This window comes from Herbidospora cretacea (genome assembly GCF_001570605.1).
In the GTDB taxonomy this organism is placed as follows: Bacteria; Actinomycetota; Actinomycetes; order Streptosporangiales; family Streptosporangiaceae; genus Herbidospora; species Herbidospora cretacea.
On sequence record NZ_BBXG01000014.1, the window covers coordinates 88990 to 109690 of the forward strand.

Below are 20701 nucleotides of genomic sequence, written 5' to 3' on the forward strand. Positions count from 1 at the left end.
CCGTGCGACTACTGGATCTAGGGAAAAGCCTAATGGCATTAGGTATATCCTGATGGCATGAAGGCAAGCCCTTTGACGGTGGCCTCGATCGTCGAGGCGGCCGCCGACCTGGCGGACGCGACGGGGTTCGACTCGGTCACGCTGTCCGCCGTCGCCCGCCGGCTCGGAGTGCGGAGCCCCAGCCTGTATTCACACGTGAAGGACCGCGACGCGTTGCTGGAGGGGGTGACGGTCCTCGCCCTCACCGAACTGGCGAGCCGGGTGTCGGTCGCCGTGGCGGGACGGGCCGGGCGGTCAGCTCTTCAGGCGCTGGCCGACGCGCACCGCGACTACGCGCGCGAATCGCCGGGCCGCTGGGACGCGTTGCAGCGCCCCGTCGGTGAGGAAGCGGCCCGGTCGGCGGGCGCGCGCGACGTCGTCGCCCTCACCGCCGCGGTCCTGCGCGGCTATCCGCTGCCGGAGAGCGAGCACGTCCACGCCGTGCGGTTCATCGGCAGCACCGTCAACGGCTATCTCCGCATCGAGCGCAACGGCGGCTTCGCTCACAGCCTGCCGTCCGCCGCCATCTCCTGGCAGCGGATCGTCGACGCGCTCGACGCCGCTCTGCGGGCCTGGCCCGCGCCCTCCGAAGGAGACCGACCATGATCACCACCGCCTTCGACGACCGGCTCGTCCGGGGGGTCGCCGAGCTTGAACGCACCCCGCGAGGCGTCCGGCTCCACCGGCTGCCCGGACGGGTGCGCGAACAGTTCCCGGATCCGCAGCTGTCGATGATGGAGGCGCAGCCCTCCGGCGCCCGTCTCGCGTTCACGACCGTGGCGCGGACGATCGAGCTGGTCGTCCATCCCACCCGGGTCGCCTATCGGGGCGCGGATCGGCCGCGCGGGGGGATCGACCTGGTCGTCGGCGGAGAACTGGTCCAGGAGGTGCGGCTGGCCGACGGCGATCTCGTGGAGGTCGACCTCGAAACAGGGGCGACGCGGTTCCGGCCGGGTCCCTCGCAGACGGTGTCGTTCCAGCGGCTGGGCCCAGGTGACAAGGACGTCGAGATCTGGCTGCCGCACAACGAGGGGCTTGAGCTCGTCGAGTTGCGGACGGACGAGCCCGTCCGTCCCGTCGATGCGAAGGGCCCGTTGTGGGTCCACCATGGCAGCTCGATCAGCCACGGCTCGAACGCGAGCGGACCCACTCAGATCTGGCCCGTCGTCGCGGCCCGGCACGCCGGTGTCGAACTGCGCAACCTCGGCCTGGGCGGAAGCGCGCTGGTCGACCCGTTCACCGCTCGCGTCATCCGTGACTCCGCGGCCGACCTGATCAGCGTGAAGCTCGGAATCAACGTCGTGAACCTCGACGCCATGCGGCTGCGGGCCTTCGTCCCCGCCGTCCACGGCTTCCTCGACACGATCCGCGACGGACATCCCGACACACCGCTTCTGGTGATCTCCCCCATCCTGTGTCCCATCCACGAGGACACCCCGGGACCGGGAGCCGTGGACCCGGCGACGCTGGGCACCGACCAGGTCCGCTTCACCGCGACCGGCCGGCCCGGAGACCGTGAGCTGGGACGCCTCACGCTCCGGGTGATCCGCGACGCGCTCGCCTCGCTGGTCGAACGGCGCGGTGACGACCCGAACCTCCACTACCTCGACGGGACCGCGCTCTACGGAGAGGCGGACGCCGCCGAGCACCCCCTCCCCGACGCGCTCCACCCCGACACCGCCACGCACCAGCTCATCGGCCGGCGATTCGCCGACCACGCCTTCGCCCCAGGGGGTCCCTTCGCCTCACCACGGTGACGCGAGACGTCAGACCAGCCCCCGCCGGCTGGCCTGGGCGCCTGCCTGGAACCGGGTCTCGGCGTTGAGTTCGTCGAAGAGGTGGCGCAGCCGGCGGCGGAGGCTGCGCGGGCTGGTGCCGAACTGGCGGGCGATGGCGTCGTCCTTGAGCCCGGCCGCCAGCAGGGCCAGCAGGCGGCGGTCCTCCAGGCCGAGGTCCATGCGGTCCTCGTCCTCCTCGGGAGCGGGATCGCCCACCGGCTCGGGCGGGCTGGCCTGAGGGTACATCGGCACCGCTTCGCGCCACATGCGCTCGAACAGCTCGACCAGGGCGACCACCATGGTGGATCCCCTGATCAGCACACTGCGGCTCAACGGTTGGTGCAGGTGGAGGTGCAGCGGCATGATCGCCACCCGCTGGTCGGCCAGCACCATCTTGAACGGCAGGCCCGGCAGCACCCGCGCCTCCTCACCCACCCTGAGCATGGTGTCCAACTGGTCGAGCGCGCCCTCGTGCTGGAAGGCCTCCGGCGCGTAGATGGTCCGGTAGCGCACGCCGTCGCGCAGGCGGTCGCTCTGGAGCGGGTTGCGGTAGTCCAGCACGTACGGAGGGCGATCGAAGGTGAGCACCTCGTCCTTGGCCTCCTGCTGCACCTGGCGGTACCACCGGGCGAGCACCTCGGGACCGGCCAGCACCTCGAAATGGCCGATGTCGTCCGGATCCTGGCCGACGGCGCGGAAGGCGGTCTCCAGCTCGTCGGCCGTGTCGGTGATCCGGTCCAGTTCGCCCTGGAGGCCGCGGACGAGAGAACGGATCGCGGTCCCCGGGCTGATCGCGGTCCAGCGGGGCGAGCGGCCCCACAACCGGTTGATCAGGCCCTTGGCCTGGAGTCTCGTCAGCGAGGACTGGATGCGGCCCGAGCTCTCGCCGCTCCTGGCGACGAGCTCCTGCAACGTGATGCCGGGAGAGGCCAGCACCGCCCGGTAGATCCGTTCGTCGAACGCGCTGATGCCCAGCACTTCCAGCATGGAGAGATCATGGCCACTTCCGGCGGCTGCCGCAATAGGACACACAGGCACCATTGGCACCAGTGTTAACAAACAGTTAGAAATCTGGTCGTGCTACAGCGAACCCTCCTCACCGGCGTTCTGATATCAGCGCTGGTCACGGCCGCCGCCCCTGCTCAGGCGACCCCCTCCGCAGGCCCGGCCTCCCCCGAACCCGGGCGGGTACCCCCCAAGACGATCACCCTCATCACCGGGGACACGGTCACCCTCCGCCCGCTCCCCGGCAAGCAGACCCAGCTGGACGTCAAGCCCGGACCCGGCCGCGAGAAGATCACCTTCGTGCACCGGCGCGGCCAGGACGGCCTCAGCGTCGTCCCCGTCGACGCGATGCCCCTGCTGGCCGAAGGCAGGCTCGACCCCCGCCTGTTCAACGTCACCCAGCTCACCGCGTTCGGCTACGACGACGCCGCCACCCCCGCCCTCCCGCTGATCGTCACCTACGGCGGCGACGTCTCCCGCCTGCGCGTCGCCGGCGGACGCCCGCTGACCGCGATCGACGCGATGGCTCAGCGTGAGCCCCGCGCCGCGGCGGGCACCCTCTGGAAGTCGCTGACCGCCGGGGCCAGGGCCGCCGCCGCGCCGGAGAAGATCTGGCTGGACGGCAAGGCGAAGCTCTCCCTCGACGTCAGCGTCCCGCACATCGGCGCGCCGCAGGCGTGGGCGGCCGGGCACACCGGCGAGGACGTCAGCGTGGCCGTGCTCGACAGCGGCTACGACCCCGACCACCCCGACCTCAAGGGCCTGGTCGTCAAGACCGCCAACTTCACCGCCGAGCCCGACGTCCGTGACCTGAACGGGCACGGCACCCACGTCGCCTCCACCATCGCGGGCTCCGGCGCCGCCTCGGGCGGTACGCACAAGGGCGTCGCGCCGGGCGCGAAGCTGATGATCGGCAAGGTCTGCGAGCAGAGCGGCAATTGCCCCGACTCGGGCATCATCGAGGCGATGACGTGGGCGGCGGAGAACGGCGCCCGGGTCGCCAACCTGAGCCTCGGCAGCCCCGACGCGCCCGGCGACGACCCGCTGGAGCAGGCCGTCGACTTCTTGACGGAGAAGTACGGCACGCTGTTCGTCGTCGCCTCGGGCAACTCCGGGCCGCAGTCGCTCGGCTCGCCGAGCAGCGCCGACTCGGCGTTGTCGGTCGGCGCGTCCTACCGTGACGCCGACGTCGTCGCCGACTTCAGCAGCACCGGCCCGCGCGTCGGCGACGGCGCGGTCAAGCCCGACCTGATCGCCCCCGGCGTGGGCATCGTGGCGGCCCTGGCCGGGAGCGACTCGTACACCTCGATGGACGGCACGTCCATGGCCACCCCGCACGTGACGGGTGCGGCGGCGATCCTCGCCGGGCTGCACCCCGGCTGGAAGGCCGACCGCATCAAGGCCGCGCTCATGGCCTCCACCGCTCCCGGCGAGGAACTGGGCGCCTACGTCCAGGGCTCCGGCCGGGTGGACGTCGCCCGCGCCGTCACCCAGCAGGTCACCTCCGAGCCCACGGCGCTGACCATGGGCGACTTCGAGCTGCCCGTCCCGCCCGCCAAGCGCACGCTCACCTACCGCAACGACGGCGACGCCGCCGTCCGGCTGAACCTGAGCGTCGTCGCCAAGGACGGCCAGGGCGCGACGGTGACGCCGTTCACGCTCAGCGCCACCACGGTGGAGGTGCCCGCGCACGGCGCCGCGCAGGTCGAGGTGACCTCGGAGGCGTCCGCGATCGGCCGCTACAGCGGCACCGTCATCGCCACCGGTGACGGGGTGTCGGTGCGTACCGGCATCGGCATGCGGGTCGAACCGGAGAAGCGGCGGGTCAAGCTGACCTTCACCGGCTCGGACCGGAAGCCCGCCTCGGCCGCTTTCGCCGGTGTGATCGACCTGGACGCCCAGGAGCAGACGAACTTCGACGTCTCCAGCGGCGGCCTGGAGCTCAAGCTGCCGAAGGGCCACCGCTACACGGTCGTCACGCTCATGCTCGACCACGACGGCACGCTCGTGATGGCCGCCGACCCGGAGTTCACTCTCAACGCCGACCGCGTCATCGCCGCCGACGCCCGCGCGGCCCGGCCGGTGGACGTGCGGACCCAGGAGCCGACGGCCCGCCTGGCCATGGGCATGCTCGGCATGCTCCAGCTCGTCGAGGGCAAACAGCCCTTCGGCGTGGACGTCGACCTGGCCCGGGACACCGACCGCGTCGAGGGGATCAAGGCCATCCCGTCGGGACGCATGGTGAGCAAGAAGTTCGCCTACTACCGGTGGACGCAGTGGGCCAAGCCGAACGGCGACGGCTACGACGCCAGCCCGTACTGGTACCACCTGATGAAGGCCGAGCCGGGCATCCCCGCCGACCCGGGGTACCGGCCGCGCCGCCAGGACCTCGCCGAGGTCGCCTCGGCGTACGCCACCCAGCAGGACGGCAAGCACGGCGAGCGCTTCGCCCTTCCGGTCCTGTACGGCAAGGAGCCGGCGTGGATGCCCTACGGCTCGTTGTCCACGTTCCCGCTGCCGTTCCGGCGCACCGAGTACTTCACGCCGGGCGAGACCACCTGGTACCCGTCGTTCATCCAGTACAAGGCGCTGGACGCCTGGGACAACATCGACCAGTTCTTCTTCGGCCGGATGACGTCCTTCCGGGCGGGCCAGAAGAGTTCCGACCGCTGGAACTCCGGCGTCTTCGCCGCCTCGCTGAACCCGGGCGACGACTCGTGGCGGGAGGACAACTACCTCCAGTTCGCCACCGGCCAGTTCGAGGACGCCGTACCGGGCCGGTACTCCTTCGGCGAGTACCAGAACCCGCGCGCCACGCTCTACCGCGACGGCAAGGAGATCTTCACCTCCGACTCCTACCTGCCCGGCACGGTCGACGTGCCCGTCGACACGAAGGAGAGCCAGTACCGCATCACCATGACGGCCGACCGGGCGGCGGCCATGACCCGCTTCTCCACCCGGGTCGACGCCGAGTGGACGTTCCGCTCGAAGACCCCCGAGCCGGGCACCCGGCAGGTACTGCCGCTGCTGGCCGTCAAGATCAGCCCGGAGCTGGACGACCGGAACCGCGCCGCCACCGGCCGGATGCGCATCCCGCTGACGCTCCAGCGCCAGAACGCCTCCCCCGCCCTAAAGGTGCACCCGCCGACCGTCGAGATCTCCTACGACGACGGCCGCACCTGGCAGTCGACCAAGGTGCACGCCGCGGGCAAGGACGCCTGGGCCGCCGAGACCAACCACCCGGCCACCACGCGCGGGCGCTTCGCCTCCCTGCGCGTGAAGGTCGCCGACGTCGGCGGCAACGCCTTCACCGAGACCGTCATCAGGGCCTACGAGATCAGGTGAACCCGGGGGGCGGCCGTCGTAGGGTGTAGATCGCCCGAGTGATCCGAGAAAGGAGCGGGATGCCGGACGTCCACCCGCTCCGATCCGGAGACCCCGAGCGCATCGGCGCCTACCGGCTGGTGGGCGTGCTCGGCGCCGGGGGCCAGGGAGTGGTGTACCAGGGGTTGGACGAGGCCGGGCACCAGGTCGCCGTCAAACTGCTGCATCCTCATCTGAGCCACGACAAGAACGCCACAAAGAGCTTCCTGCGCGAAGTGGAGGCGGCGCGCCGGGTGGCCGCGTTCTGCACGGCCGCCGTGCTCGACGTGGGTCTGCTGGACCAACAGCCGTACATCGTGAGCGAGTACATCGCCGGAGACACCCTCCAGGCGCTCGTACGCTCCGCCGGCCCCCGGACGGGAGGCGCGCTCGACCGGCTCGCGATCTCCACCCTGACGGCGCTCGCCGCCATTCACGAAGCCGGGATCGTGCACCGCGATTTCAAGCCGGGCAACGTGCTGGTCGGTCCAGAGGGACCCATCGTGATCGACTTCGGCATCGCGAAGGCACTGGATTCGACCACCCTGGCCTCAGGGCCGATCGGCACGCCTGCCTACATGTCGCCCGAGCAGTTCAGGGGCGACCGGGTCACACCCGCGTCCGACATCTTCAGCTGGGCGGGCACGATGGTGTTCGCCGCGACCGGCCGCCAGCCGTTCGCGGGACAGACCGTCCCCGCCCTCGTGAACGCCGTCCTCAGCGAGCGCCCCGACCTGTCCGGAATGCCCGCTCACCTGCTGGATCCCATCGCAGCGTGCTTCGCCAAGGACCCCGCGGCCCGCCCGTCGGCAGCCGATCTGCTGCGACACCTGATCAGGCCGGCGGGCCCGGCCCCGTCTCCGGCGAGGTCCGAGCCCGCGCGCGTACCGGTGAACGACGCGGACACCCACCCGCATCAGACCAGGAAGATGAGTCGCCGGGTCCTGATCGGCGGTGCCGCCGCCGCGGGCGCGGCGGCGATCTCCGCTCTCGCCGTCTTCCGGGACAGAGACCGAATCCCCACCCCGAACGCCGGTGAACAGCACCGAGGTTCCTCCGTGACCGCGTCCCCTCCCCCTTCTCCTTCCCCTTCGCCGACCGCGTCGGCCGAGCCCTTCGGCACGGAGATCAGGGGGCCGATCCCCCTGGCCTCCGGAGACGGCGATCCGACGGCCGTCACCGCCGCCGGAGCCGTCGTCGCCTGCGGCACGTCCAAGGGGATCACCTTCATCTGGGACGCGAACACCACCACCCTCACCCGGCTCGGCGACCGAGGCCCCGCGGTCACCTCGGTGGCGATCGGCACCCACAGCGGCACGCAGGTCGTGGCCACCGGGCACACCGACGGGAGGATACGGCTGTGGAGCCTGACGGGCGCGAAGCTCGCCGTGCTCCGGGCCCGCGACCCCATCGTCGCGGTCTTCGCCGGTCACCGGGCACTGGCCGTCTCCCAGAAGTACGACAGCCTGCGTGACCTGCACAGTGTCGTGCGCCTCACCGACATCGCCACCGGTGAGCAGATCGGCGGCACGATCACCGACCACTTCCAGGGCATCAGCGGCCTGGCGTTCGGCCGGATCGACCAGGACGACGTGCTCGTCACCGGTGACGGCGCGGAACGGATCCGCGTCTGGAACCTCTCGACGGGAAGACTGAGGCATTCCTTCCGCACCGGCGACGTCGGCGGCATCGAACTGCTCGCCTGCGGAGAATCGGACGGCAGACCCATCCTGGTCTCCACCCACCTGGACGCCACCCTCCGCGTCCACGACCTGGTCACCGGGAAGAGCCGGAAGAAATGGTCCTTCAGCGACCGCAGCCCGGACGACCGGGGCGCCGCCGCCCTCGCCACCGGTCACCGCGGCGACATGCCCATCGCGGTGGTCGCCCACAACCCGCTCGGCGGACGCATCACCGTACGGATCTGGAACCTCCGCGACGGCGCGGTCATCGGCGAACTCAGCTCAGCCCCCGGCGGCGCGACCGCCACCGTGGCCCTGGCCGAACTCACCGGCCGCTCCGTCGTCGTCGGCGCGACCGAGGACCGCACACTTCACGCGTGGAGCCTCGGCCGCACCTGACGCTGACGACAGCTCAGCCCTTGCGGATCAGGCCGTTGCTGGTCCAGCCCGTCACGACTCCCGCGGTCGAGGAGACCAGGTAGTCGTCACGGAGATCGCCGTTGAAGTCGGCCAGGAAGAGCTGGTCGCGGGTCGCGCCGACACCCGCGGCGATCTGGCCTTCGGCGATCCAGGTCGCGCCACCGCCGCCGCGGTTGTTCCGCCAGGCCCAGACCCGGGCATGGTCGTTGACCACCAGGTAGTCGTCCCGTCTGTCACCGTCGACGTCGGCGAAGTCGATCAGTGAGCCGGGGACGCCCAAGCCTGAGGCGATGTCACCCTGGGCCACCCACGAGACACCACCACTCCCACCGGGGGTGTTGAACCAGGCCGTCACCTGTGCCTGCGCGCCGACCACGAGGTAGTCGTCGCGGCCGTCGCCGTTGACGTCGCCGAACCTGATCGAGTCGCGCGGCCCCGACCCTGAGGCGACCTCGCCCTTCGACTGCCAGGAGATCCCGGTGGGACCGCCGGGCACGTTCACCCACAGTCTCACCTGGCCCTGCGCGCCGAGCAGCAGGTAGTCGTCGCGGCCGTCGCCGGTCAGGTCGGCGAACCGGACCTCCTCGCGTGGCCCGGCCCCGGCGGCGACCTCGCCGAGGTACTTCCACGACGAGCCGTCGGCACGGTCGTTCAGCCAGGCGCGCACCTGTCCCTGCGGGCCGACGACCAGGTAGTCGGCCCGGCGGTCACCGTTGAGGTCGGCGAACCGCACCTCCGCCAGGGTCGCGCCGACGCCGGACGCGATCACCCCCAGCCGGTCCCACCGGTCGGACGTGGCGTACACGTCGCTCACCCAGGCCGAGACCTGGCCCGAGCCGTTCACCACCAGGTAGTCGCTGTTGCCGCCGCCGTCGACGTCGGCGAACTCGACGTTGGCCAGCGAGGCCCCGACCCCGTCGGCGATCTGTCCCTGGTTCAGCCAGCCCGCGCCGGACTCGCCGAACGTGTTGAGCCAGGCCCGCACCTGCCCCTGCGGCTGGACGACGAGGTAGTCGTCCCGGCTGTCGCCGTCGAGGTCGGCGAAGCGCACCTGGTCGCGCGTGGCGCCGACGCCGGAGGCGACCACACCGGCGTAGCTCCATCCCATCCCGCTCGGGCTCCGGGTGTTGAGCCAGCCCTTCGCCACGCCGTCGGCGTCGAGCACCACGTAGTCGTCGCGCCCGTCACCGTTGACGTCGGCGAAACGCACGGCGTCGCGGGAGGCGCCGACCCCCGAGGCGACCACACCTTGAGAGGCCCAGGAGACGCCATCGCCGGTGCCGGCGTTGAGCCAGCCCTGCGTCACGCCCTGGGCGTCCACCACGAGGTAGTCGTCGCGGCCGTCACCGTCGAGGTCCGCGAAGCGCACGGCCTCCCGTGCCCCGGCGCCGGAGGCGACCTGGCCCAGCGAGCTCCAGGACGTGCTGCCCCCGGCGCGGTTGTTGATCCAGGCCCGGACCTGGCCCTGGGCGCCCACCACCAGGTAGTCGTCGCGGCCGTCGCCGTTCAGGTCGGCGAAGCGGACCTCCTCGCGGGTGGCGCCCACGCCGGAGGCCACCTGACCGTCGTACCGCCAGCCGTTCATGCTGCTGGTCGTCGGGTTCTCGGCACCCTCCGTGGTCCCGCCGCCGGCCCCGCTGTCGGGGCCGGTGCCGCAGGCGCCGGGGAAGCCGTTCCTGGCGGTGAAGAACCCGCCGGTCCGCTGGACGCCGTCGATCGTCCTGGCGAAGGCCTCGGCCATCTTCCGGTAGCCGTTCGCGTTCGGATGGAGCGAGTCGGTCAGGTCGCCGGGAGTGACCGCGCCCATGTCGGCCAGGAAGACCGGCCGGCCCCGCCGTTGGAACTCCGCGACGATGCCCGGAATCGCCTCGTTGTAGCGCTGGATGCGGTTCATGGTCGTCGGGACCGTGGACGGGATGAGGGTGGCGACGACGACCGAGGTCTCCGGCGCCTGGTCGGTGATCCTCCGGATGAGTGAACGCAGCCGGTCGGGGGCGGTGTCGACCGCGACGTTGCGCGCCATGTCATTGGTGCCGATGTGCAGGGTGACCACATTCGGCCGGTGTTCACGGATGGCGCAGGGCGCGATCGCGTTGATCTGGCTGATCGTCCAGCCCGGATGGCCCTCGTGATCCCTGTCCGCCAGCGTGCCGTTCCGCTGGGCGCCGACGTAGTCCAGACCGTCCACGTCTCCGGCCCGGAGCAGGTTCGACAGGTGGGCGCGGTAACTGGAGTTGTCCGGCGTCCCGACTCCGTAGGTGATCGAGTCGCCGAGCGGGAGGACCCGCAGGTTCACGCTGGGAGAGCCCACAGCGCGCCATGCCGCGAGGAAGCCCTCGATGAAAGCGGGCGTCCCGCTCACCAGTCTCGAACCCAGTCGCTGCATGCCGGCGCCGGCCGCCTCCCAGTACTGGACGAAGGCCTTGCCCTGCTCGAACAGCCACTTACCTGCCTTCCCCAGGACGACGGGCAGCAGCTCCTTGGAGAACTTGCTGATCGCCCCTTCCCAGAGGACTCCCTGGAGGGCCGACATCAGGGCCTTCAACAGCGCGTTGCCCCAGGCTCCCGGGTCTGGCTCGGTTGTCTGGGAGATCACGATCGCCTGGTAGATGAGCTGCTGGAAGAACCCGGCGGCGCCGGCACAGAGCACGATGGCGGGCAGGGTCGCCGTGCCGGCGCTCGCCGCGGCGAAGGCGCCGACGCACAGCGACCGGATCACGATCTGCAGGACCAGGGTGGCGCCGTAGACCAGCGCGTCCGCCCACCAGCTGAGGTCCTGGGCCTGCGCCTCGGGGGCCTCGATCGTGAGCGTCAGGTGGGAACCCGAGAGGGCGAAGACGCCGTCGAAGTCCGTCTCCACCGAGAACGGGGCTCCCGGGAGAACCATGCCGTACAGGTTCGACCATTCGTGCGTGGTGTCGGTCAGCAGACCGGGACGGCTGTTGATGTCGTCCACCAGCCCTTGGAGCTGGTGGCGATCGACTTCCGCGGGGATCGGGATGGACAACGTCCGCATGCCGGGCGGGAGCTCGGCCGCGTGCGCCGTCTGCGCGGTGTGGGCCAGGTTCACCACCAGCGTGACCAGGGCGACGATCGCGATCGTGAGCCGCCGCCAGCCGCGAGGTCGTGGCGGCCGCCAGTACCCTCGCGCTTCGACGATGCCGACAGTACTGACAGCCATGCTGCCTCCACTCGGGGGAACGGAACGGCGCCCGCCGGGGGCGGTTCCCCGGCGGGCGGTCACAGTCGGCTAGAAGCCGAACTTCCAGCGCTGGATGCCGTGGGTCGTGAACGTGGTGGCGGGGTAGACGTTGCCGTTCCCGTTGCTCTCGATGAACCGGTTCTGCGAGCCCCAGGGCAGGTAGAAGCCCACGTTGTTCCAGCCGGTGCCGTGCGCGTACCACTTGCGGTTGGAGACGGTGTCGTCCTCGTGGCACTGGTTGGACGTGCGGATCGTGTTGTTGCTGAAGTAGGCGACGCACCGGCCGGTCGCCTTGTTCTTCAGCGCCACCACGTCGTACTGGGGGCCGTTCGGGCCGCTGCGCAGGAGCAGCAGGGGCTCCCAGATCTGGTGGGCGTTGCTGCCGACGGGCAGGTTGCACGGCAGCGTGTACACGTTGCCGTTGAAGTCGCTGTCCAGGCAGCGCCCGGTCTCCCAGTTCCGCAGGACGTTGGCGCCGACGTAGGCGGCGGCCTCGGCGCGGTCGGCCCCCACCAGGCCCAGGGCCAGCGCCATGGACGCGATCATCGCGGCGGCGATCATTCCCCGGACGCGATCGATTCCGATACCTGACATGTTCCCTCGCTGTCGATTCAGGAAGGACACCCCCTCGCGGGTGTCGCGGATTCCCTAATCGCGCATACAAGCCGGACCGAAGTACCGGCTGGTGTACGAGAGATGAACAGACCCTCTTGCCGGGATGTCGATAACGACATCATTCGCCGAGTCGCCGGATGAGCGCACTCGGTGAGCAGGTTTCCGGATTATTAAGAGACGTTTGCCGACCGCATTCGAATCCACGTCCTGTCAACGTGAGAACGGCTCGCCGACACCATGAGAATCTGGCGCGCGCCGCCGTTTCCGGCGCGCGTAGCCGCGTGGCTGCTTGTCAACGTCCAAGACCTTACCGATCCCTTACGCACTTCACCTGCTGACTCATCTGTGGCGCAGCTCACCCAGCCGAGTCCGGGAATGGGGAGAAAATGAGGTGATGCCATAGCGCAGGGTGGAAATCTGCGCACTCAAGAAAGAGCAAAATTCATCTGCCGCTGTCAGGCGGCACACCAGTCCCCATCAGATTGATCGAAGCGGCGGATTCTTTGCCGCGGCATCTACGTGCGACCATTCCAGTCGGCCGCTATCTTGTGGATGGATCTCGTTCACATTCGCAGGAACTGGCTGGGGATGACGCAGAAGATGAACGATAACGGCCCGGTGATCTCCTCCTTTCAGGCACGGTGCCGGAATCGCGGTAAAGCCCTCTCGTCTTTCGCGTGACCTGCTCCCGGTCGGGTGGCGGGTGGTGCCGGGACTGAGGGTGATCTGAGGACTCCCTTCCGTCTTGCTGGTATGCGGCCCGACTGGCTCGTCGGGCTTCCGCTCACTGGTGATACCGGTCGGGTGGAGTTCTCGTTGCATGCGGCCGAAGATTTCTGGCGCCTGCACCGTGGCTGCGGCTCGCGGAGCCGGGAGCCTGGAGACGCGACATGGGAGGCGACGCTGCCGCTCCACCGCCGATTGGGTGCGGTCGAGGGTATTCGGCACTGGTACCGGAGCTGGAGGCGATCTGCGCGACAGGATGGGTGACAGCCCTCACCGGCTCAGCGTCTTGCCCACGATCCGGTGGCCACCTGCCGCGGCTCATCAGGGTATGCCGGGGACTGCTCCGTCGGGCTCGTCAGCTTCCCGCTTTGATCCCGGCCAGCAGCATCTCCAGCAGCCTTTCGATCGCGGCCTCCCGGCTGATCCCCCGCGACCCCCGGACCGACGCGATGGCCAGCATCGCCACCTGTACATCCCGTGGAGACACCCCCGCCCGTTCGACCAGGTCCCGCAGCAGCAGCGCGTTCGCGCGCCGGTCATCCCCGAACGGGTCTCCCGCGTCCCGCGTGCCGAACAGCGCCTGGACCAGCCCCACCGACCGGGCCTGGTGGGCCGCGAAGCGGCGGATGGCCGAGTCCAGGGCCGTCCACGGGTCGGGTTCGGCGTAGGCGGCGCGCATGTCGGCGCGGCAGGCGGCCACGTGGTCGGCGAGGGCGGCGGTGACGAGGTCGGTGCGGGTGGGAAAGTGGCGGTAGATCGTCGCGACGCCGAGCCCGGACAGGCGGGCGATCTCTCGGGTCGGCACGTCCAGGCCCTCCCGCGCGAAGGCGTCACGGGCTACGGCGACGATGGCGGAACGGTTCGACCGGGCGTCCACCCTCTCTTTCCGAGACACTCCGCCCGCACCTCCTCTCACTTCGTCCTGTTCCGGAACATGTGCTTCGGAACCGTGTTCCACCCAGTGTCGTCCACGAAGGAGAGGCAACCATGCTGGCAGTGCAGTTCGACCGATTCGGCCCGCCGGACGTGCTGGAGATCGGTGTCGCGCCGGACCCCCGTCCCGGCCCGGGACAGGTGCGCATCAGGGTCAGGGCGGCAGGCGTCTCGCCGGTCGACCTGGCGCTGCGCGCGGGAACGTCCCCGGGGAGCAAGAACCTCGCGCTGCCGCACATCCCGGGCGTCGACGCCGCCGGAGTGGTGGACGAGGCCGGTCCGGGTGTCGTCGACGTCTCCCCTGGTGACAAGGTGTTCGGCACGGTAGCCCTCGCCGCTCTCGGCGGGGCCACCGCCGAGTACGCGATTCTCGACTTCTGGGGACGCAAACCGGAACAGATGTCCTGGCACGAGGCGGGCGGGGCGGGTTCCGGGGTGGAGACCGCGACCCGTGCGCTGGACCTGCTCGATGTCCGCGACGGCATGACCCTTCTCGTGCACGGGGCCGCGGGCGGCGTCGGGAGCATCGTCGTGCAGCTGGCCGCCGCACGGGGTGCCCGGGTTCTGGGGGCGGCGCGAGTGGAGAGCCATCCGTTCCTGGAGTCCCTCGGTGTCCGGCCGGTGAGCCTTGAAGACGTCTCGCAGAGGGTGGACAGGGCGCTCGACGTCGCCGGAGCCGGGGTCCTGGACGACCTCATCAAGATCACTGACAGCGCGGACGACGTCGTCACCCTGGCCGACTTCGCGGGTCCGTCCAAAGGCGTCCGCCTCTCCATGGGGCAGCCGGCCGGGCAGGTCGATGGCCGTCACGGGCTGGCGGACGTCGCGGCGCTCGTCGAGCGGGGGCTTTTCCGGGTTCCCGTACGCGAGGTCTTCCCACCCCACGACGCGGCGGCGGCCCATGCGCTGGCGGCGCGGCCTCCCCGGCAAGGAAAGGTGATCATCGAGGGCACCGTCTGACCGTGATCCTTGGCCGCCCAGTCCCGGAAGGCTGCCTTCTCCCCGCTGATCCCGACGAGCTGCCAGCATGGGGCGCGTGACCCGATACGTGGCCCTGTTGCGCGCCGTGAACCTCGGCAGCCACAAGAAGATCGCCATGCCCGACCTGCGTGAGCTCTGCGCGAGCCTGGGCCACAGCGATGTCCGGACCTACCTGCAGAGCGGCAACCTCGTCTTCTCCACCACCGAACCAGCGGCCGAGAAGGTCGCCCACGACCTCGAGGAGGCGCTCGCCACCCGACTCGGCCTGACGACCGAGGTCATCCTGCGAACCACGGACCAGATGCGAGCGGTGATCGACGGCTGCCCCATCGAGGTGAACGACCCGACCAAGGTGTCAGTGCTGTTCCTGCGCGACACACCCGCGCCCGGCTGGCTCGACGGACTCGACACCGCTTCGTTCACCCCTGAACAGATGTGGGCGGCGGGCCTCGACATCTACTTCCACCTGCCCAACGGCACCGGCCGGGCGAAACTGCCCCCCGCTGTCGGACGCCGCCTCAAGACCCCGGCGACCATGCGCAACTGGCGGACCGTCACCAACCTCGCCTGAAGAATCGATCACAGTCTTCCCGCTCGGCCACACCGCGTGCTCTAGCGGGCCAGGCGGTCCAGCAGTTCGCCGAGCAGCGCGCGTTCGCCAGGGGTGAGGTCGCCCGGGTCGTCGCCGACCAGCGCGCGCAAGGTCAGTGCGGCGCTCGCACGGGTCGCGGGGGCGTCGGCGGAGGGCGTGTGCAGGACTCCGGCCAGCGCGGCCTCGCGGACGCGTCCGGACAGCCCGAAGTCCGGCTCCGACTGGCTGATCAAGGTGAGCGTGATGCCGACGTTGGCGGCGAGCACCTGTTCGGCGGCGTCGTCGGCCGGCACCTTGAGCAGGCCCTGGGCTGCGGCGGCGGTCAGCCGCTCGCGCAACGCGGCGTGTGCGGGAGCGGTGACGGCGCAGGGCTTTCCCGGCTCGACGCGGCCGTAGAGCAGCCCGTAGAACGACGGGTGCTCCAGCCCGAACCGCACGTGCCTGTCCCAGCCCTCGCGCAGGTCGTTCAGCGGGTCGCCCGAGCTCTCGACCGCCGTGTACTGGGTGAAGCCGTGGTTCACCACGGCGTCGATCAGGCCCTGCTTGCTGCCGAAGTGGTGGTAGAGCGTCGGGGCCTGCACCCCGGCGCGTTCGCACACCGCCCTCGTGGACACCGTGCCGCCGCCCTCCAGCAACTCCGCCGCGGCGAGCAGGAGTCGATCCCGTGCGTTCTGCATGCTTGCTATAGTAACTCATATAGCGCTACATTGCCTGCTATAGCGAAAGGAGAAGTCCATGAGGACTTGGTTCATCACCGGTGGGACGCCCGGAGGGTTCGGCCTGGTCTACGCCGAGGCTGCGCTGGCACAGGGCGATCAGGTGGCGGTGACCGCGCGTCGGCCCTCTGAACTGCAAGAATGGGCTGAACCGTACGGCGACCGCGTGCTGGTTCTCCAGCTCGATGTCACCGATGCCGAGCAGGTGCGCGCGGCGGTCAGGACGGCGGAGAAACGGTTCGGCGGGATCGACGTGCTCGTCAACAACGCGGGCCGTGGCTGGTTCGGCTCGGTCGAGGGAGCTCCTGACGAGACGATCCGCCGCACGTTCGACCTCAACCTGTTCGCCGTGGTCGAGGTGATCCGCGCGGTCCTGCCAGGTATGCGGGCACGCGGCGACGGCTGGATCGTGAACATGTCGTCGGTGGCGGGCCGCGTCGGCGCGCAGGGGTTCGGCTACTACTCGGCGGCGAAGTTCGCGCTCGAAGGACTGTCGGAGACACTGCGCCAGGAAGTCGAGCCGTTCGGCGTGCGCGTGCTCGTCGTGGAGCCGGGAGCGTTCCGCACCAAGGCTTTCGCCGGCTTCCAGGACGAGCCCGTCAACGAGACCGTCGACGCCTACGTGCCGATGGTCGAGGGCGTCAAGGCGGCGTTCGTGGCACACAACGGCAAGCAAGAGGGTGACCCCGAACGCGGAGTGCGCGCCGTGATCAGCGCGATGAACGCACCCGTTCCGCCGCAACGGATCGTGCTCGGCAACTCTGGCTACGACGTCGTCGTCGCGATGCACGAAAACGCGCTCGCGGAACTGCGCGCGAACGAAGAACTCTCACGCGGTGCCGACTTCTGATCGTGCTGCGAACGCGAGGAGCCTCATCGGAGTGGATCGAGTCACCACCCACAACCGACCCGACGAAGCCTGACCTGCTCGGCACCTCGAGCAGGTCAACGTGACGCCGAGGTGCTGCGGGCACCCGAGAAGACCGGAGAGCAGAAATGAACGACATCATCCTTCCCAAGGCTGTCGAGAACTTCATCGCGGCCACCAACGCACACGACGCGAACGCGCTGTCCGCGGTCTTCGGCGACGGGGCCACCGTGCGCGATGACGGAACGACCTTTGCCGGCGAGATCGAGATCCGCAAGTGGATCCAAGAACACCTGATCAACCCCAAGATCGTGATCACGCCGATCTCGTTCGCGGGCGACCGTCTGGTGGCCTCCGGGGACGGTGAGTTCCCCGGCGGCCCCCTGTCCTTCGCGTTCGTGTTCGGCATCAAGGACGACCAGGTCACCGACCTCGCGATCGACCCCGTCTGACCCATCGGCCGGGGCGGTTTGAGGGCTGCCCGGCCATCAGATAAGCGCTTATGGTGCGAGGAGGCGAGCTGACCGACAAGGTCCCGCAACGGATCGAGGCCCTGCTGCCCGCAACGGCCGACCGGGACGGCCCCAGCGTGATCGCCGCCAGGGCATCAACGGGTCTTGTGGCGGTTGCGGCGTCCGGAAGAGGCCGAGCGGGAGACCCGGGCGGTGCTGGACATCCGTACCCCCGTGCTGGGGCCCGAGCACCCCCACATCCTGGGCAGCCGGGACGACCTCGGCGACGCGCTGCGAGCACTCGGGAAGGCGGCTTTGACTGTGTCGTATTCATCGTCACACCGCAGTCCACCGCGACACACTTCTTCGCTGCTGGTGCGGCAGACCGCCCTTCGTCAGTAGGGGAACCATTCGCCGGGAGGGACCGTGGCCGTGTCGCTCGCCGCCGGTTCGGGGACATCCGTCTTCGCGCCCCACCCGCTGAGAAGGGAGTCGGTGAAGTCGGTCCTGGACAGCGTCTCCAGGAGGCTTGAGGTCGCGGACGTGTGGATCCGGCGGACCAGGCCGTCCTGGCCGATCCACAGCCGCCAGGCGATCGTGTTCCCGGCGTCCTTCCCGGTCGGCTTGGTCCGGTTGTAACGGGCCGCAGGCGAGAGCCGGTAGAGCTCCGCTTCGGTGATGACGCCCCGGTAGATGGTCGTCCGGGTGCCGTCGTAAACACCGCCCCGGCCCTTGCTGGTGGCCTTGGCCAGGAGCGCCTTGATCGTGGCGGGCTCGGTCGGGCTGATCCGTCCTGATTCCAGGTGAGGGCTGTACCGTTTCCCGTCCTGCCTGAGCCAGTTCTTGTCGGGAGGGGCCACACAGGTCAGCTCGTAGTGCTTGCAGTAGGCGCGCCCCCTGAAGATCCTCCGGATCGGTGGCGGGTCGAAAGGGGTAGCCGGCTTGTAGAAGGCGCGCCTTTCCACGGCCACGAGCCCGCCGCTTCCGAATTCCGCGCGGAACTTGTGAAGGGTGCCGGGCTGCTGCTTGCCGTCGAATTCCGACCAGTACCTCGTCGTCATCGTGACGCCGTCACCGGCCTTGAACTGGGCGCGGAGCGCGTCGGGCGGGGGCGTGAACGCCGTAGTGGACAGCAGGGCCGCCGCAGCCACCGCGATGCGAAACAGGAGCCTCATTCCACCTGGTGATCACGACGGTCGGTCACGAACGTGTCGCGGAGATCAGCAGGAATTGTGGAGGTTTCGAAAGCCTCCCGCGAGGCCGGTCTCCATATAACGGACGTCGCCGGAAGCGTTGGGGAGTAGTTCCGCCCATGGCGCGCGGCGACTCAGAAGGTGCGCTGCGAACCCATGGCGGTCGGCCCGTCGTAGTCGCTGGTGAGAAGTTCCTCCGGGACGACCACGTAGCCCAGTTCGGTGAGCGCCTGTTCGACTTCCGCGAGACTTGCATCCAACTGCCCGGAAGCGTAACGTCCCAGGTAGAGAAAGCTTTCATTTTGCAAGCCAGGGTCGGCCGAACCGTCATGAGACAGTTGCCGAGACCGGCGGCCCATCGTACGGCGACGCCCCTGTCCCGGCCCCGCCCTTGAGCGAGATGCCGAACCGGCCCGGACCGGTGACGGGCTTCACCACGACACGTATCGAGACACGCCGGACCGCGAGATCCGTAACCGGTCGCAGATGGACATGAGGAGGTCGGGAAGATGCCACTCATCAGGGTTGACGTGCTGGAAAGAACGTTCGACACCGAGGAGAAGGAGCGGATCGTCCGTGACCTGACCGACGCGATGGTCAAGATCGAGGGCGAGAACCTGCGCCCGATCACCTGGGTCCTCATCGACGAGGTGAAGGGCGGTGAATGGGGAATCGGAGGGAAGCCCTACACCGCGGAAGACGTGCAGGCGCTCGCCAAGGGCACGGAGGCCTGATCATGCGGCGGCCGCACTCCGGTCCCCGCGGTGCGAGCGGCCCGCCTCACAGCGAGAGCACTCCACACTCCCGCCGCACCGTTGAACTTGTTGTCAGAGGGAGGCCGAAGATGAACGCCCGTCCCTACGCGGAGAAGAAGTTCGCCGAGATCAACGGCGTCCGGATGGCCTACATCGACGAGGGCCAGGGCGATGCGATCGTGTTCCAGCACGGCAACCCGACCTCGGCCTACCTGTGGCGCAACGTCATGCCACACCTCGAAGGACTGGGCCGGCTCATCGCCTGTGACCTCGTCGGCATGGGTGACTCCGGCAAGCTGCCCGACTCCGGCCCGGACCGCTACTCCTACCGGGAGCACCGGGAGTATCTGTTCGCGCTGTGGGAGCACCTCGATCTCGGCGACGACGTCGTCTTCGTCGTGCACGACTGGGGGTCGGCGCTCGGCTTCGACTGGGCATACCAGCACCAGGACCGGGTCGCCGGCATCGCCTACATGGAAGCCATCGTGGCCCCCGCCACCTGGAACGACCGGCGGGAAGAGGCGCGGCGGACCTTCCAGGCCCTCCGCTCGCCCGCCGGCGAGGCCATGGTGCTCATCGGCAACGCGTTCGTCGAGGAGGTACTGCCGTCGGGGATCCTGCACGAGCTCGGCGAGGAGGAGATGGCGGTCTACCGCGCGCCGTACCTCGAGCCGGGCGAGAGCCGCCGCCCCACGCTGAGCTGGCCCCGCCAGCTCCCGATCGAGGGCGAGCCCGCCGACGTGGTGCGGATCGTCACGGAGTACGGCCGGTGGCTGGCCACCTCCCCGGTCCCCAAACTGTTCGTCAATGCCGATCCCGGCAAGATCCTCATCCGCGGTCCGCGCGCGTTCTGCCGCACCTGGCCCAACCAGACCGAGGTGACGGTGCCTGGCGCGCATTTCGTCCAAGAGGACAGCCCGGAGTTGATCGGCGCCGCAGTGGCGGACTTCGTCCGCGGCATCCACAAGTGACAGCGGGTGCGGCGACCTTGGGGTTCGTCCTTGAGAACCCTGCGCGAGGCGCTCGTCCGGGTCCCCCAAGCCTGTGGCTCCGAGTATGGGCCTCTCAGGAGCGCGACGGCGGGGGCTCGGTAACGCAGGCACCCTGCCTGCGCGGACGAGCGGTCGTCGTCACCGAACCCTCCTCATCATGCGAGCTGAAGGGCCGTCGTGACGGCGTCTGCCAGGGCACGGAGCGGGACGCCGGGGACATCGTGATGGCCGGTGGGGCGGCGCTGATCGGGATTGGCGCGAGATCGGGCGCGTGTTCGGCCGGCAGGGTCAGCGCCCGCCATTCCCGTTCGGGCCGGCCGCCGAGAGCCTGAATCGCTTGACCACGACCTCGGATCCCATCATGACGTCATGAGTGTTCCGTTCTCCGG

Annotated in this window: 17 protein-coding genes; 10 read left to right on the forward strand and 7 right to left on the reverse strand. The window is 69.6% G+C overall.

Annotation, left to right across the window (positions count from 1 at the left end; genetic code table 11):
- Positions 1-57: 57 nt before the first annotated feature.
- Both AW270_RS25185 and AW270_RS25190 read left to right on the forward strand, forming a co-directional pair.
- A complete protein-coding gene (locus AW270_RS25185; protein ID WP_061298121.1) occupies positions 58-645 on the forward strand; it encodes a TetR/AcrR family transcriptional regulator in 588 nt (195 codons plus the stop codon).
- Positions 642-1796, forward strand: coding sequence for a GDSL-type esterase/lipase family protein (locus AW270_RS25190; RefSeq protein WP_061298125.1), 1155 nt, complete (start codon positions 642-644; stop codon positions 1794-1796). The genes AW270_RS25185 and AW270_RS25190 overlap by 4 nt, the downstream gene beginning before the upstream one ends.
- Before the next feature lie 9 nt (positions 1797-1805).
- Here AW270_RS25190 and AW270_RS25195 read toward each other — a convergent pair whose 3' ends face one another.
- The gene (locus AW270_RS25195) at positions 1806-2804 is read right to left on the reverse strand and encodes a TrmB family transcriptional regulator (RefSeq protein WP_061298130.1); all 999 of its coding nucleotides are present in this window, start codon (positions 2802-2804) and stop codon (positions 1806-1808) included.
- A 90-nt stretch (positions 2805-2894) separates the two neighbouring features.
- On the opposite strand from AW270_RS25195, the gene AW270_RS25200 reads away from it, so the two are divergent.
- Positions 2895-6167 carry a S8 family peptidase gene (locus AW270_RS25200; RefSeq protein WP_061298135.1) on the forward strand — a complete coding sequence of 1091 codons (3273 nt, stop codon included), beginning with the start codon at positions 2895-2897 and terminating at the stop codon, positions 6165-6167.
- Between the two features lie 59 nt (positions 6168-6226).
- A complete protein-coding gene (locus tag AW270_RS25205) occupies positions 6227-8266 on the forward strand; it encodes a WD40 repeat domain-containing serine/threonine protein kinase (RefSeq protein ID WP_061298142.1) in 2040 nt (679 codons plus the stop codon).
- Positions 8267-8279: 13 nt separating this feature from the next.
- Here the strand turns inward: AW270_RS25205 and AW270_RS25210 are convergent, their stop codons facing one another.
- The 3 genes from AW270_RS25210 to AW270_RS39035 form a co-directional block, all read right to left on the reverse strand.
- Positions 8280-11468 carry an FG-GAP-like repeat-containing protein gene (locus AW270_RS25210; RefSeq protein WP_061298145.1) on the reverse strand — a complete coding sequence of 1063 codons (3189 nt, stop codon included), beginning with the start codon at positions 11466-11468 and terminating at the stop codon, positions 8280-8282.
- A 69-nt stretch (positions 11469-11537) separates the two neighbouring features.
- Entirely contained in the window at positions 11538-12083 is a 546-nt protein-coding gene (locus AW270_RS25215) for an RICIN domain-containing protein (protein ID WP_157522581.1), read from the reverse strand.
- A 1102-nt stretch (positions 12084-13185) separates the two neighbouring features.
- Positions 13186-13725: a TetR/AcrR family transcriptional regulator gene (locus tag AW270_RS39035; RefSeq protein WP_063819330.1), complete on the reverse strand. Its 540-nt coding sequence runs from the start codon at positions 13723-13725 to the stop codon at positions 13186-13188.
- Between the two features lie 92 nt (positions 13726-13817).
- On the opposite strand from AW270_RS39035, the gene AW270_RS25225 reads away from it, so the two are divergent.
- Both AW270_RS25225 and AW270_RS25230 read left to right on the forward strand, forming a co-directional pair.
- A complete protein-coding gene (locus AW270_RS25225) occupies positions 13818-14723 on the forward strand; it encodes an NADP-dependent oxidoreductase (RefSeq protein ID WP_061298155.1) in 906 nt (301 codons plus the stop codon).
- Positions 14724-14799: 76 nt separating this feature from the next.
- Entirely contained in the window at positions 14800-15315 is a 516-nt protein-coding gene (locus AW270_RS25230; protein WP_169807377.1) for a DUF1697 domain-containing protein, read from the forward strand.
- A 41-nt stretch (positions 15316-15356) separates the two neighbouring features.
- Here AW270_RS25230 and AW270_RS25235 read toward each other — a convergent pair whose 3' ends face one another.
- Positions 15357-16013 carry a TetR/AcrR family transcriptional regulator gene (locus AW270_RS25235; RefSeq protein ID WP_061298165.1) on the reverse strand — a complete coding sequence of 219 codons (657 nt, stop codon included), beginning with the start codon at positions 16011-16013 and terminating at the stop codon, positions 15357-15359.
- Positions 16014-16071: 58 nt separating this feature from the next.
- Here AW270_RS25235 and AW270_RS25240 point away from each other — a divergent pair, with 58 nt between their 5' ends.
- Positions 16072-16902: an SDR family NAD(P)-dependent oxidoreductase gene (locus tag AW270_RS25240; protein WP_061298168.1), complete on the forward strand. Its 831-nt coding sequence runs from the start codon at positions 16072-16074 to the stop codon at positions 16900-16902.
- Positions 16903-17048: 146 nt separating this feature from the next.
- Positions 17049-17372 (forward strand): nuclear transport factor 2 family protein, encoded by a 324-nt coding sequence (locus AW270_RS25245; protein ID WP_061298171.1) that lies wholly within the window; start codon positions 17049-17051, stop codon positions 17370-17372.
- A 395-nt stretch (positions 17373-17767) separates the two neighbouring features.
- Here AW270_RS25245 and AW270_RS25250 read toward each other — a convergent pair whose 3' ends face one another.
- Together AW270_RS25250 and AW270_RS41880 are read right to left on the reverse strand one after the other, a co-directional pair.
- Positions 17768-18547, reverse strand: a complete 780-nt coding sequence (locus AW270_RS25250; RefSeq protein ID WP_061298175.1) for a hypothetical protein — start codon at positions 18545-18547, stop codon at positions 17768-17770.
- 152 nt (positions 18548-18699) lie between these two features.
- Positions 18700-18825, reverse strand: a complete 126-nt coding sequence (locus AW270_RS41880) for a hypothetical protein (protein WP_275477775.1) — start codon at positions 18823-18825, stop codon at positions 18700-18702.
- 249 nt (positions 18826-19074) lie between these two features.
- On the opposite strand from AW270_RS41880, the gene AW270_RS25255 reads away from it, so the two are divergent.
- Together AW270_RS25255 and AW270_RS25260 are read left to right on the forward strand one after the other, a co-directional pair.
- The gene (locus AW270_RS25255; RefSeq protein WP_061298178.1) at positions 19075-19299 is read left to right on the forward strand and encodes a tautomerase family protein; all 225 of its coding nucleotides are present in this window, start codon (positions 19075-19077) and stop codon (positions 19297-19299) included.
- A gap of 110 nt (positions 19300-19409) precedes the next feature.
- Entirely contained in the window at positions 19410-20291 is an 882-nt protein-coding gene (locus AW270_RS25260; protein ID WP_061298184.1) for a haloalkane dehalogenase, read from the forward strand.
- Positions 20292-20701 lie beyond the last annotated feature (410 nt).